The sequence below is a fragment of the Methylophilus sp. QUAN genome (genome assembly GCF_015354445.1).
In the GTDB taxonomy this organism is placed as follows: domain Bacteria; phylum Pseudomonadota; class Gammaproteobacteria; order Burkholderiales; family Methylophilaceae; genus Methylophilus.
On record NZ_JADKYT010000001.1, the window covers coordinates 1,007,902 to 1,020,732 of the forward strand.

Consider the following 12,831-nt stretch of genomic DNA (forward strand, 5'->3'; position numbering starts at 1 on the left):
CGATACGGTAAGCTTTCAAACTATTGATATCAATTTTAATGCGCGTTTATCGGTATTCACTATGAAATGGATCGTTTTAGGGGTGTTTTTAGCATCGGTAAGTTATGTGCACTTTCGCGGCAAGGTGCGGCATCGCTTTTACCGCCAGGTGTTTGACCATTCCGGCATCGTGTCGCCGTTTAATGTGTTCTTGTACCTGTTTTCAAAAGCGCCAACCACGCCTTATTTATCGGTGAGTGAATTTCCTGAGTTGAAATTGATTACAGATCGCTGGCAAGAAATTCGTGAAGAGGCCTTGCACGTGCGTGAGCAGGAGCGCATTGCCGCCGCACAAACCAATAACGACGCCGGGTTTAACTCATTTTTTAAAACTGGCTGGAAGCGTTTTTACCTCAAATGGTATGACGCGCATCACCCGTCAGCCACAATTTATTGCCCGAAAACCGTGGCGCTGCTGCAAAGTATTCCTAGCGTGAAAGCCGCCATGTTTGCCGAATTGCCGCCGGGCGCGCATTTGCGTCCGCACCGTGATCCTTATGCAGGCTCATTGCGTTTTCACTTGGGACTGGCGACGCCGAACAATGACCAGTGTTTTATCCGCGTGGATGGCGAAGACTATAGCTGGCGCGACGGCCAGGCGGTGATGTTTGACGAAACTTATATCCACGAAGCCTATAACAAAACCGATGAAACGCGTGTGATTCTGTTTTGCGATATTGAACGCCCCATGCGTTATGGCTGGGCGCAAGCGGTGAACCGCTTTTTGGCCAACACCATTGTCACTGCTGCCAGTTCACCGAATGAAGCAGGCGACCAGACGGGTGTGATCAACCGCCTGTTCCACTATGCCTGGGTGGTCGGCCAATATCGCCGCCGCTTTAAAAAATGGAACAAGAATGTGTATCAAATCACCCGCATTCTATTGATTGCATTGGTGTGTTACGCCATCTGGAAGTTGTAGCACAGGGTAATGTTCACGCAAATGTCATGTGAAAAACTTGAAACTTTGTGCGTTTGCCATTATCTTAATCCTAACAAATCATAAAGTTTTATCGTAGAGAGGAAGAAACACTATGTCAGATATGCAAGTTTTAGGTCGCGAGAGTAATGTATCAGCGGCGCAAAATCGCGTGCTGCGCAATACATATGCTTTGCTCGGCTTGAGCATGGTACCAACCGTGATTGGTGCTTATGTCGGCATGCAAATGAATTTTGGCTTTATGGCCGCGCATCCATTTATCTTTGCCATTGGTTTTATGGCCGTGATGTTCGGTATGTTTAAACTCATTGCCGTGAACCAGAACAGCGGTGTAGGCGTGTGGTTGTTGCTGGCCATGACCTTTGTGTTTGGCGTGATGCTGGGTCCTATCCTGCAATTTGCACTGCATTTGCGTAATGGTGCTGAAATTGTGGGCCTGGCTGCTGCTGGCACGGGTATTACTTTCCTCAGCTTGGCTGCGATTGGTTCTTCCCCTGCACGTGATTTTAGCGGTATGGGCAAGTTCCTCATGATCGGCCTGATCCTGGCGATTGTGGCTGGTTTGGCTAATATGTTCTTCCAGATTCCAGCCTTGTCACTGGCGATTTCCGGCGTCTCCGTACTGATTTTCTCAGGCTACATTTTGTATGACGTGAACCAGATCGTACGTGGCGGCCAAACTAACTACGTGATGGCAACCCTGAACCTGTACCTGGATATCTACAACCTGTTTGTGAACCTGTTGAATATCTTGCTGGCTTTGTTGGGTAACCGCGACTAAGCATCGGTTAAGATTCAAATAAAAAACCCGCCAATCGGCGGGTTTTTTATTGGCCCGTTTGGGGTATTGCATTAAATACATATCAGGCATACAGTGGTCATTCTAATTTTTACAACGGTTGAGAAGGGGGATGTATGTCATTAGTAACAAAAACTTTGTGTGCGGTTGCTGTGTGTGGCGCATTATCAGCACCTGCTCAGTCCGCAGTGATTTTTTCAGATAATTTTGATAGTTATACCGCTGGTTTAAATGTGACTGATTTTGCTGGTAACTGGACTGTGACTAACGGCACAGTCGATGTGATTGGTAATGGCTATTTTGATTTCTATCCAGGTAATGGCCTGTATATCGATTTGGACGGCAGTACAAGTGACGCCGGAGACTTTAGCTCAAAAGCCCTGAATGTGGCTGCCGGGACTTATACGCTGGAGTTTGTCTTGTCTGGCAGTACACGTGGTGAGTCAAATACGGTAGACGTCAGTTTTGGTAGCTATAGCGAAACTTTTAACCTGACCTCGAATGCGCCTGTCACTACTTATACGCGTACCGTTAACTTTGCGTCTAACTCATTGGCGTCGGTTGTATTTAAAAACGGTGGTGGCGACAACATGGGCGCATTGCTGTTCAATGTTTCAGTCGCTACTGTGCCTGAAGCCGAAACTGCAGCCATGATGCTGGCTGGTCTAGGGATTATGGGCTCCATTGTGCGTCGCCGTAAGTCTCGTTGATTTAAAATTGGTTGTTAAGATAAAAAAGCCCGCTAAAAGCGGGCTTTTTTATTAGCGTGATGTTTATTACTTCAAAAAAATTTATTTCAACATGGCTCACTGTAGCCAAAGTGGCTGATCTCAGCCTTTAAAAGTGGTTGTAAATATTAATTAAATTTTAACTGTATGATTATATTGATTTAATTATCTTGATTGAGATGGTTTGATTTTTGCAGTCTTCCCCTGCGGAGGGGAAGTATGTTAAATAAAAAAATAAAATCAGTGTTGTTTCTTGCAACCTATTCTTGTGTATCGATGGCAGCAGACGCGGACACTGCCAGCAAAGATCAAAAGGCCACAGATACTCAGCGTACGCTGGAGCTCGATGAGGTGGTGGTCAAGGCGAAGCGGCGCAGTGTCATTACACCGTTGCCCGGGCTGGTGATTGATAAAGAAAAAATGACCACCAATGTGCAAAGCATTAGTGGTAAAGAAATTGCAGATTCAAAGTCAGTCAATATTACTGATTTGATGAATAGTTCAATGCAGTCAGTCACGATCAACGACTACGCTGGTAACCCATTTCAGCAAGATCTCAACTTTCGTGGCTTTACCGCCTCGCCACAGATCGGCACCCCGCAGGGGATTTCAGTTTACCTTGACGGCGTACGTGTCAATGAAGCCTTTGGTGAAGTCGTGAACTGGGATTTTATTCCCATGAATGCCATTGCCAGCCTCGATATGATCCCAGGATCAAATCCGCTGTTTGGCCTCAATACGCTGGGTGGTGCTTTGGCGCTGACTACCAAGAACGGGTTTACACATCAGCAGGCGCACGCTGAGGTGATGGGTGGTGCCTGGGGGCGTGAGCAAGTGCAATTCTCCAATGGTTTTAATAATGGCAGGCTTGGCCTGTTTGTGGCCTATAACCATTTCAAGGAGGATGGCTGGCGCAGCAACTCTCCATCCAATGTTCGGCAGTTGTTTACCAGTGCAACCATGCGTAGTGATTATGGTGAACTCAACTTCACCGCACTGAATGTGGATACCGCGCTCACCGGTAATGGTGTGGTGCCGTACGAGATGTACGAGCAGGATAGAAAAGCCGTATTCACTTCGCCGGATGAAAACAAGAATGGGCTGGAGCACTACAACCTTACTGGGCGCTTTGACCTGAACGATAACCTGAGTTTTTCTGGTTTGGCGTATAAGCGTAGCGTTAAGCAAAAAGCAATTGGGGGAGATTTTTATGACGACTTTCCTCAATTATCAGAACGTGCCGGTGTGAATTGTCCTGACGGCAGTCTGCCTGATGGTTCATCTACAACTTCATCCTCGCCTGGCTCCGGATGTGCGGGGCTCATCCCGAATGGTGTCTTCAGCTTGTCTGACCTGAAGCAGGGTGGCGAGGGATTAGCTTTTCAGATGAATTTTGTGACTGACAAGCACGAGTTGACCGCAGGCATCACCTATGACACCAATGATGTCAATTTCATGCAGGCGGAAATGTTTGCTGATATCGGCGCTGATCGTGAGCTGGTTCAGAACCCCAGTTATTACACGGATCTTGGGTTGGTAGCTGCGAAGTATCCAATCATTCGAAATAAACTGACCGGCAGTAGTACGACCAAAAGCATGTTTGTCAGTGATACCTGGTCACCCAGAGATGACTTGCATATCACGCTAGGGGCCAGGTTTAACCATACCCGTGTGAAAAATGATTTGCGCTCAGAGCGCGGCTTGAGCCTATATCAATTTGAGGATAATGGGTCAGGTACCTATTTCGATCCGACTCGAGAGCGTTGTGTGGTCGACTTAACAGACACCTCTGACAACGGAAAATACATATGTTCCAAAGGGGATTATATGTACCGTAGTTTTAATCCTTCGTTTGGTATCGCCTGGGAGATTAAGCCTAATCTGGTGGCTTATGGCAATGTAAGTCGTGGCTCCCGTACACCTTCCGTCATTGAGTTGGGATGTGCGATTGACAGGACGCAGATTGAAAACAATCGAAATTATCAATTTGGTTGCGCGATACCGACTTCCCTCACGGCTGACCCTTATCTCAAACAGGTACGGTCGACTTCTTATGAAGCAGGGACCAGGGGAATTTCAACCAGTTTTCTTGGTAGTGAGAATGTAAATTGGAATTTAAGCTTCTTCCGCACAGAGCTCACAAATGACATTTTGTTTGTGCCACTTGGCCGTAAAAACCGTGGTGTGTTTGATAACTTTGGCCAGACTTTGCGGCAGGGCATTGAAAGTAGCATTGCAGGCAAATGGGGCGATCACCGGCTGAGCCTTAATTACACCTGGATGCGGGCGACGTTTGAGTCACCTTCCACCATTATTAACCCGAATAACAGTAGTAACGTCTTAGACAGCGTACAAAACCAGAATTACGTCTATATCAGGCCGGGCGACCAGTTGCCCGGCATGCCTAATCACATTGTGCAAGCAAGCTGGAATTACGCGGCGAATAAGAGGTTCGACGTCACACTCAATATGGTGATGCATTCGTCCTCGTTTGTGCGTGGCAATGAAAATAATAAGCATAAAAAACGAGATGCAACTGATCCATTTACCGACCCGTATGACTTTATCGGCGATGGCAGTATCCCAGGCTACGCGGTCTTTAATCTTCGTGCCAATTACAAGTTTGATAACGGTTTTACCTTATTTGCACGCCTGGACAACGTGTTTGACCGTGAATATGCCACGGCGGGCAACCTTGGACGGACACCATTTACCCCTACGAGCGGTGGTGCAGCGAGTGATGCTGCGGGCTTTAACTACAACTCTGATCAATGGAAAAACACCACTTTTATTGGCCCTGGCGCACCGCGTGCGGCGTGGTTCGGGTTGAGTTATGACCTCGATTGGAAGCAGCGAAAAATGAAACTGGACTAAGTCTGGTTGTAAATAACCAAGTGGTTGTGTCGATGGTTTATTAAAACCCGAATTTAGCGAATCTTTACCATGAAACGCATCGCTATGGTGGAGTGGGTATGGCGTGTTTGTATGAAGGGTTGTTTTTTAAATTGTTGAAATATAAAAGATATTTCTTCTTTGTTGAAAGTGGAAAGTGTTTGGTTGTGAAGTTGGTATGACGTTTGCAGTAAGGGTTAAAAAAATAATTCATTTTTAATTTGAGGGTAAGTTATGGAGATTAAATATATTTCAGGCGTGGTTTCTGCACTGTTAACTGCAGGCTTGTTTTCTCTGAATGCAAATGCTGCATTTGTGTCGTTGCCAAGTGCAGCCGGGCAGCCGGGGTGTGGGGTGGCTAGTGCGACAACTATCCGCTGTTCAGGTGCGGCCAATGTTTTGAATGACAAGCTTTATATTGCACCAGTGATTCAAAATGGCACATATAACCTTCCTTCGACGCTTTCATTGATCAGCAAGGTAGACACCAACTTTGCGAGTGCGACAGATGCATTGTATGCAGGTACTTTTAGTGATTATGTGTTTATGGACACGACGACCAACTCAGTTGTGATTGGCTCCCGTCTCTATTTTGGCCCCATTAACGGCCAGAGAAACTTGTCCGAGGCGAACGATATTTTCCGCTATGGCTACGAAGGTTTTAAAGTGGAAGCAGGCTGGACACGCTTATCCAGTAGTGATTTGAGGGCCTATAGCGCCGCCATGAGCAATGTCGGGTTAAAGCAAGGCGCGGATGTTTATAACTCAAATGTGGTGGATTTCCGTACCGATGTGAATGCTTCCGAAGGTAATGCACAGTCAGGTTTGTACCTGATTCGTACCGATGCGACGGCTTTCAAGGTGATTAATAACGCGATCAAGATTCGCCAGGGCGGCGAAGAGGGACAGTCTGTCTTGTCTGTATCGCTGTCTGGCTATGCGCCAACCAAACTGGAAAGTGGTGTGGCTGCAGGTGAAACGGTCAAGATGTACGGCGGCAATTACAGCAACAATATGAATGTGAGCGGTACGGCCACTGTTGAGTATGGTAATGCGCAATTCAGCGGCGCAGTGGTTGCGAAAAACGGTTCGCAAATCAATGCCCGTACTGGTACCACTGCCACTTTTAATGGTGCTTTTAACCAGCAGATAGGTGCCTTGCTGGGTGGTGGCGGTACCTTTGTATTTAATGGTGGATATTCTGCCGGTAATAGCCCGGGCTCAGTCACGGTGAATGGTGATGTGGTGTTTGGGGCTAGCAATGAGGCCCTGTTTGAAATTGGTGGTTTGCTGCAAGGCACCCAATACGATCATCTTACCGTCAACGGAAAGCTGACTTTCGGCGGCATCCTGAAACTTTCGTTTATCAATGGCTATATCGGCAATGCTGGAGACACCTTTGATTTGTTTGATTTCACCAGCTCAAGCGGTGCCTTTTCACAAATTGTGGCTAAAAACCCTCTGAGCAACGGTTTGGGTTGGAATTATGACGCAGCCACAGGCATCCTGACTGTGATCCCGGTCCCTGAGCCTGAAAATTATGCCTTACTTGCACTGGGTCTGGGTGTGATTTCAGTGGTTTCTCGTCGTAAAAAACAAAGCACTTAAATTAAAGCAGGACTGCGTCATAGGAGGCAGTCTATTGCCATGAATTTTATAGATAAAAATTAATTTTGAGGAGATATCAATGAAGTTAAAGGGCATGTTGTTGGCAAGTTTGTTTGCTGTTGCAGCAAACACGGCCAGTGCAGGGAATTTTCAATCATTAACGACTAATGTGGTGGACGGCGATAACGATGCGTTTGTCGACTCTATGTTTATTCTGGCAACAGATGTGACTTATGCCGCTGGTTATGCTGATACTACTGAGTTTCAGAAGGGGGGTAGCGGCAATGTTGTACCAACCTCTTTAACCTACCGCGCATTCCCGGCATTTGATATCGATACTGAGCTGGCAACGGGCACACTCTCGCTAATAGACTGGCGAGTCACTACAGGTGTGGATTTGGCACCAGGTTCTGCACAAGCGGATATTTATGATTTTGTATTCAGAGACAGTGCTGACAATAGTCTAGTGTTTGGTACGCGCTACCTGAACCGTGATCCACAAGAGACTGGTGACGAAGTGAATTTTTTATATCGTTATGGATTTACAGGCTACAGCACTTCAGTGGCCTGGACATTTTTGACTGATTCAGATTTGCGCCAGTACACGGCAATTAAAACTGACTCAACAGCAGGCGAAGGGCCATTTGATTACGATGTAGATGTGGTCCGTCAACAAGGTGACTTTAGTGTTTCTGAAGACAATCCATGGTCTGGTTTGTATTTGGTTAAAACAGACGCTACCACATACAGCTTAGGTAAAGCGATTGGTTTTTATCAAACGGGAGAAGAGGGCCAAACGCCAGCTGGCGGTTTTATTACAGGCTTTATCCCGACAGCCGTCACTACGCCAGTACCAGAGCCAGAGAGCTACGTCATGTTGCTGGCTGGGTTGGGGGTTGCGGGTATCGCTTCACGTCGCCGTCATTCAAAGGCTGCTAAATAGCAGTCATTGATTATAAGTGCCATGAAAAAAGAGCGGGGAGCTTGCGCTACCCCGCCACTTAAAAACAACTTTTGTGAGGGAATCTTAATATGAAAACAGCAATTTGGAAACAGACGTTAGCCGTAGCGGCGATTACTTTTGCAGCAAATAGTGCTTATGCGGGCAGTTTTACAACAGTTTTGAATACAGGTGAGCGCACTGGTGGCAGTACCAGCAATACGCTGACTGATGCGTTTTATATCAGCAGCCTGCCAACCACCTGGACACAGCTTGCATCTACTACTTCAGATGTATTCTCCCCAATTAATGGCAATGTTGTTGGTTCATTCATTGATACCGTATGGTTTGAGAGTGACACCAACTCCTACATTATTGGTTCTTACTTCAAGCTGTTGAATAATACTAACGGCATTACTGAAATTAACTCTGTCGTACGTACTGGCCTGTCTGATGTGGATACACTGTCCGCAGCTTGGACTTCTGGTTCTTCTGTGTATGGTTCTGGCACGACTGGCTACCGCTTGCGTGATCCAGCACGTTCTGACTATGTTCCAGGTACTTACAGTGCAACGGTTGCAGCAGCAGGTGGATATTATGATGCTGATAAAGTCGCGATTCGTACCGATGTCAGTATTGGTGAAAACAACCCGAACTCCGGTTTGTATTTGTTGAAGTTTAGCGCTGAGGGCCTGACTTACCAGTGGACCGACAATGCAGTGCGTATTGTTCAGGGTGCATCAACCAGCGAAGGTGGTCGTCAGTTTGCTGAAATGTGGATTGCGGGTTACACCGTGACTCAAGTACCAGAAGCCGAAACTTACGCCATGTTCATGGCTGGTCTGGGTTTGATGGGCGCTGTTGTTCGCCGTCGTAAAATGGCTCATTAATTCTAGCCAATAGAAAAAACAAACCCGCCATCGGCGGGTTTGTTTTTTTGTGGTATCCGTACCTTAAATTTTTGTTTTCTCCAGTCTGCGCTGCCTGAAAAAGTCGCTTAGCAGTGCACCACATTCATCTGCCAGTACACCGCTGATCAGTGCACAATGGTGATTCAGTTTTTGTTCCGCCATTAAGTTGACCACACTGCCACAACAGCCGGTTTTCGGGTCGCTGGCGCCATAGACCAGTCGGGCGATGCGCGCATGCTGGATGGCGCCGCTGCACATGGCGCAGGGCTCCAGCGTGACATAGAGGGTGCAGTCGACCAGGCGGTAGTTACCCAGATGCTGGGCTGCTGCACGCATGGCTTGGATTTCAGCATGTGCTGTTGGGTCACTCAGGCTGATCGGTGCGTTGCGGCCTTGGCCGATGACCATGCCGTCTTTGACTACCACGGCGCCCACCGGCACTTCGCCCAGGCTGGCAGCTTCTGTAGCCAGCGCCATGGCCATGCGCATAAAGTCTTCGTCTTGCATTGGGTTATCTGCTACTGTTTTTATCGGCCAGGCGAATCAGGATATACACCAGGCTCATGGTAAATGCGCCAGCCAGCCAGATGCCAATTTCTGCGTAGGTGGGGGTGGCATCTTGCACGGGTAACACAATCAGTTTGCGCAAAAACATCACCAGCACGACCTCAATAAAGGTTTCTACCAGCAGTTTATGGCCACGCAGGTAACGGATTTCAGCCGAGATCAGTGCCGAGATTGACCACAGCAACATCAGCGTGCCCAGGGCGCGTAAGAAGCCATGCACCAGGTTGTGAGCGTAAGCGGCTTCTTTCACATCCAGAAAAAACAGCCAGGTAAACATGATGACCGACGTGGCCAGCGCCAGGCCAATAATGATATGTGCCAGACCATTGAGCCAGAGCATGGCTTTGATGGCGATACGGTTAAGCGGTTCGAATTCTTCAGGCAGTTGTTCTTGCGACATGTGGCGTCCATTTCATCATACTTTGATGATGATAAATCATTTGCTCAGTAATTGCTCCAGCGGCAGTTGCGTACATTGTTTGAGCAACCATTGCATGGCTTTGCCCATTTCAGGCGGGCGTTGCTGCCGCCAGGCAATAAAAATGGGGGCGAGTGGTTTGGGCTCAGACACTTGCTTGATTAGTAGCTGCCCCTGGTTGGCAGCGGTCTGCGCCAGAAACTTGGGCAAGTAGCCAATGGCGATGCCAGAAATTTGCGCCTGCAACTTGGTGTGCATATCTGGCACCGTCAGGATGTCCTGGCCGGTGAGAATGCCTGAGGTCCGCGGCGGCAAGTTGCGTGAGCTGTCTGCGGCAGCCACGACGCGGTGCTGCACAATGTCACTGGCACTTAAAGGTTCTGGCAAAGCAGCCAGTGGATGATGGGGGGCAACTGCAAATACAAATTCCAGTTGACCGAGCAAGTGTGTGGAAAATACGCCGCCAGGCGGCGCGTCACCGGGCGCGCCGATGGAGATGTCAGCCCGGCCGGATTGCAAGGCGTCCCAACTGCCGCCATAGACTTCGCGCAGCAGTTTGACGCGGGTGCCAAAGCCTTGCTGGTAAAAGTCCTGCAGGATATGGAGAATGGGTTTGAAGTCGAACAGGTCGCTGATCGCAATGGTGATATCGGTTTCTACCCCCGTCGCAATGCGTTGCACGCGTTGCTCAAGCGTGTGGGCTGCGTCGAGTAAATAGCGGCCTTCTTTCAGTAGCTCAGCCCCGGCTGCGGTCAGAGTGGCGCGGTGGCCACTACGGTCAAATAACTCCAGTCCCAGGTCTTCCTCAAGTCTGCGAATCGTATAGGTGAGGGCGGAAGGCACGCGGTAAAGAGATTCGGCCGCTGCGGCGAAGCTGCCTTTACGGTCTATGGCATCAATGACTTCGAGGGCTTCCAGGCTAAGTTTAATCGTCATGAGATGTTAATCAAAAAAACTGAACAAGAAATGCAAAATGTTTTGCTATCAAAAGATTAAGTGTTTTTTTATCATACATTTAATCTTTCAAATGGAGTGAATAAATGTCACATGTTCGCCCTTCTAATAGCCGTGGTTACGCGAATCATGGCTGGCTGGAAAGCTTTCACAGTTTTTCATTCGCCAGTTATTACGACCCTGAACATATGGGCTACTCCGTGTTGCGTGTAATCAATGATGACAAAATCGCTCCGACGACAGGCTTTGGTATGCATGGACATCAGGACATGGAAATCATCACCTATATGCTGGCAGGCGAGTTGCGCCATACTGACAGCATGGGCCACAGTGAAGTGATTCGCGCCGGGGATGTACAGCGCATGACGGCGGGCACGGGTGTGCGCCATAGCGAGATGAATGCCTCCGCAGAAACGACCGCCCATTTGTTGCAGATATGGATTACTCCAGACACCTTGGGGCTGCCGCCCGGTTATGAAGACAAAAGCATTTCGCTCAAAGATAAGCAAAACCGCTGGGCGTTGATTGCCTCGCCCGGTGCGCAGGCAGGGTCATTAAAAGTACATCAGGATGTGTCACTGTATGCCACTGTGCTGACCGCTGATGCGGCATTGCCTGTTCATGTCATGGCCGGTCGCTCCGCTTATCTGCATATTGCCCGAGGCGAAGTAGAGATTGATGGCCAGCGCCTGCAAGCGGGGGATGCACTCATGGTGGATGCCGCGAGCGAGTTGAGTATGCGTGCGGTGGTTACGAGTGAAGTGTTGTGGTTTGATTTGCCGCAAGCCACCGAATAATGTTTGTTTTGAATTGTTGATAAGGAGCTAGAAAATGACTCAGGTTTCAATTGTTTATCATAGTGGTTATGGACACACGGCCGAGCAGGCCAAGGCCGTTGCACGTGGTGCGCAGAAAGTGGCTGGCGTGACGGTGAACCTGCTAACCGTAGATGAAGCCCAGCAGCAGTGGGAGGTGCTCAAGGCCAGCGACGCGATTATTTTTGGCAGCCCAACCTATATGGGCTCGGCTTCTGCCCAGTTTAAAGCGTTTATGGATGCCAGCTCCAAAGCCTGGTTCACGCGTGACTGGCAAGACAAGATTGCAGCAGGCTTCACCACCTCAGCCAGCCAGAGTGGCGATAAATTGAGTACTTTGTCGCAACTGTCAGTGTTCGCAGCGCAGCATGGCATGATCTGGGTTAGTTTGGGCTTAATGCCAGGGAACAATCACAGCAATGGTTCGGTCAACGACTTAAATCGTTTGGGTAGCTTTTTGGGTGCCATGGCACAAGCTAACTCTGACCAGGGGCCAGACCTGGCACCGATTCAGAGTGATTTGCTGACCGCTGAACACTTGGGTAAGCGCGTGGCTACGCTGACTAAACGATTCGCTAAAACCGCATAACGCAGCGGCTTTACCTTTTGAAAACTAAGGAGACAATAAGTGAAAAAAATGATTCTTGCGCTGGCTTTGTTAACAGCTTCACAGGCCTGGGCAGCCACCGATACCTACAATATTGATGCGACCCATAGCTTTGCCAATTTCAGCATCCGTCATGTGGTGTCCAAAACCACTGGGACGTTTAACGATGTGACTGGCGTGGTGACACTGGATCCCACCAACCTGAATACGGCGACTGTACGTGCGGCGATTAATGTCAGCAGCGTGAATACCGGCTTTGGCAAACGTGATGAACATATCAAGGCGGATAAATACCTGGATGTGGGCAAATACACGCAAATTCTGTTTGAAAGCACCAAGTTTACCGCTAGCAGCCAGACGCAAGCTGTGATGCAAGGCAAATTGACCATGCATGGCGTGACCAAGCTGGTTGATATCCCGGTGAAAGTGCTGGGTTATGGCGCAGACCCATGGGGCGGCCAACGTGCTGGTTTTGAAGGTCATTTGACCATCAAGGCTTCAGATTATGGTTTTGGTTGGGCAGCAGGTGCGAATTCGCCTGTGGGGGATGATATTGAAATCACCTTGCTCATTGAAGGTGTCAAGGCCAAATAATTGTTGCCATTTTAGATGG

General features: G+C 48.5%; 13 protein-coding genes. 10 read left to right on the forward strand and 3 right to left on the reverse strand.

Annotated features, from left to right (window positions below; all coding sequences use genetic code 11):
- The first annotated feature begins 61 nt into the window (after positions 1–61).
- From lpxO to INP79_RS04970, 7 genes are all read left to right on the forward strand, one after another.
- Entirely contained in the window at positions 62–961 is a 900-nt protein-coding gene (gene lpxO / locus INP79_RS04940; protein WP_194753164.1) for a lipid A hydroxylase LpxO, read from the forward strand.
- A 112-nt stretch (positions 962–1,073) separates the two neighbouring features.
- Positions 1,074–1,760: a Bax inhibitor-1 family protein gene (locus INP79_RS04945; protein ID WP_194753165.1), complete on the forward strand. Its 687-nt coding sequence runs from the start codon at positions 1,074–1,076 to the stop codon at positions 1,758–1,760.
- Between the two features lie 134 nt (positions 1,761–1,894).
- The gene (locus tag INP79_RS04950) at positions 1,895–2,488 is read left to right on the forward strand and encodes a PEP-CTERM sorting domain-containing protein (RefSeq protein WP_194753166.1); all 594 of its coding nucleotides are present in this window, start codon (positions 1,895–1,897) and stop codon (positions 2,486–2,488) included.
- A 294-nt stretch (positions 2,489–2,782) separates the two neighbouring features.
- Positions 2,783–5,380, forward strand: a complete 2,598-nt coding sequence (locus tag INP79_RS04955) for a TonB-dependent receptor (RefSeq protein WP_228519719.1) — start codon at positions 2,783–2,785, stop codon at positions 5,378–5,380.
- 252 nt (positions 5,381–5,632) lie between these two features.
- Positions 5,633–7,006, forward strand: coding sequence for a PEP-CTERM sorting domain-containing protein (locus INP79_RS04960; protein ID WP_194753168.1), 1,374 nt, complete (start codon positions 5,633–5,635; stop codon positions 7,004–7,006).
- Between the two features lie 79 nt (positions 7,007–7,085).
- On the forward strand, positions 7,086–7,949 hold the full coding sequence (locus INP79_RS04965; protein WP_194753169.1) for a PEP-CTERM sorting domain-containing protein: 864 nt from the start codon (positions 7,086–7,088) through the stop codon (positions 7,947–7,949).
- An 89-nt stretch (positions 7,950–8,038) separates the two neighbouring features.
- A complete protein-coding gene (locus tag INP79_RS04970) occupies positions 8,039–8,836 on the forward strand; it encodes a PEP-CTERM sorting domain-containing protein (protein WP_228519720.1) in 798 nt (265 codons plus the stop codon).
- Positions 8,837–8,899: 63 nt separating this feature from the next.
- Here INP79_RS04970 and tadA read toward each other — a convergent pair whose 3' ends face one another.
- Genes tadA through INP79_RS04985 form a run of 3 tightly spaced genes read right to left on the reverse strand, consistent with a single transcriptional unit; the run spans position 8,900 to position 10,778 of the window.
- On the reverse strand, positions 8,900–9,364 hold the full coding sequence (gene tadA, locus INP79_RS04975; protein WP_194753170.1) for a tRNA adenosine(34) deaminase TadA: 465 nt from the start codon (positions 9,362–9,364) through the stop codon (positions 8,900–8,902).
- Between the two features lie 4 nt (positions 9,365–9,368).
- The gene (locus tag INP79_RS04980; RefSeq protein WP_194753171.1) at positions 9,369–9,824 is read right to left on the reverse strand and encodes a phosphate-starvation-inducible PsiE family protein; all 456 of its coding nucleotides are present in this window, start codon (positions 9,822–9,824) and stop codon (positions 9,369–9,371) included.
- A 36-nt stretch (positions 9,825–9,860) separates the two neighbouring features.
- Positions 9,861–10,778 carry a LysR family transcriptional regulator gene (locus tag INP79_RS04985; protein ID WP_194753172.1) on the reverse strand — a complete coding sequence of 306 codons (918 nt, stop codon included), beginning with the start codon at positions 10,776–10,778 and terminating at the stop codon, positions 9,861–9,863.
- Between the two features lie 104 nt (positions 10,779–10,882).
- Here INP79_RS04985 and INP79_RS04990 point away from each other — a divergent pair, with 104 nt between their 5' ends.
- From INP79_RS04990 to INP79_RS05000, 3 genes are read left to right on the forward strand one after another with little or no spacing between them, the layout of a single operon-like run.
- Positions 10,883–11,593 carry a pirin family protein gene (locus INP79_RS04990; protein ID WP_194753173.1) on the forward strand — a complete coding sequence of 237 codons (711 nt, stop codon included), beginning with the start codon at positions 10,883–10,885 and terminating at the stop codon, positions 11,591–11,593.
- A 34-nt stretch (positions 11,594–11,627) separates the two neighbouring features.
- Complete coding sequence (locus INP79_RS04995; RefSeq protein WP_194753174.1) at positions 11,628–12,200, forward strand: flavodoxin family protein; 573 nt, start codon at positions 11,628–11,630, stop codon at positions 12,198–12,200.
- Between the two features lie 39 nt (positions 12,201–12,239).
- Entirely contained in the window at positions 12,240–12,812 is a 573-nt protein-coding gene (locus INP79_RS05000) for a YceI family protein (RefSeq protein WP_194753175.1), read from the forward strand.
- Positions 12,813–12,831 lie beyond the last annotated feature (19 nt).

What these genes read in the sequence shown, in the direction of transcription:
- INP79_RS04995 (WP_194753174.1), top strand. Translation starts at nt 11,628, where the DNA reads ATGACTCAGGTTTCAATTGTTTATCATAGTGGTTATGGACACACGGCC.
- INP79_RS04985 (WP_194753172.1), bottom strand. Translation starts at nt 10,778, where the DNA reads ATGACGATTAAACTTAGCCTGGAAGCCCTCGAAGTCATTGATGCCATA.
- INP79_RS04960 (WP_194753168.1), top strand. Translation starts at nt 5,633, where the DNA reads ATGGAGATTAAATATATTTCAGGCGTGGTTTCTGCACTGTTAACTGCA.
- lpxO (WP_194753164.1), top strand. Translation starts at nt 62, where the DNA reads ATGAAATGGATCGTTTTAGGGGTGTTTTTAGCATCGGTAAGTTATGTG.
- INP79_RS04965 (WP_194753169.1), top strand. Translation starts at nt 7,086, where the DNA reads ATGAAGTTAAAGGGCATGTTGTTGGCAAGTTTGTTTGCTGTTGCAGCA.
- INP79_RS04980 (WP_194753171.1), bottom strand. Translation starts at nt 9,824, where the DNA reads ATGTCGCAAGAACAACTGCCTGAAGAATTCGAACCGCTTAACCGTATC.
- INP79_RS04945 (WP_194753165.1), top strand. Translation starts at nt 1,074, where the DNA reads ATGTCAGATATGCAAGTTTTAGGTCGCGAGAGTAATGTATCAGCGGCG.
- INP79_RS04990 (WP_194753173.1), top strand. Translation starts at nt 10,883, where the DNA reads ATGTCACATGTTCGCCCTTCTAATAGCCGTGGTTACGCGAATCATGGC.
- tadA (WP_194753170.1), bottom strand. Translation starts at nt 9,364, where the DNA reads ATGCAAGACGAAGACTTTATGCGCATGGCCATGGCGCTGGCTACAGAA.
- INP79_RS04955 (WP_228519719.1), top strand. Translation starts at nt 2,783, where the DNA reads ATGGCAGCAGACGCGGACACTGCCAGCAAAGATCAAAAGGCCACAGAT.
- INP79_RS04970 (WP_228519720.1), top strand. Translation starts at nt 8,039, where the DNA reads ATGAAAACAGCAATTTGGAAACAGACGTTAGCCGTAGCGGCGATTACT.
- INP79_RS04950 (WP_194753166.1), top strand. Translation starts at nt 1,895, where the DNA reads ATGTCATTAGTAACAAAAACTTTGTGTGCGGTTGCTGTGTGTGGCGCA.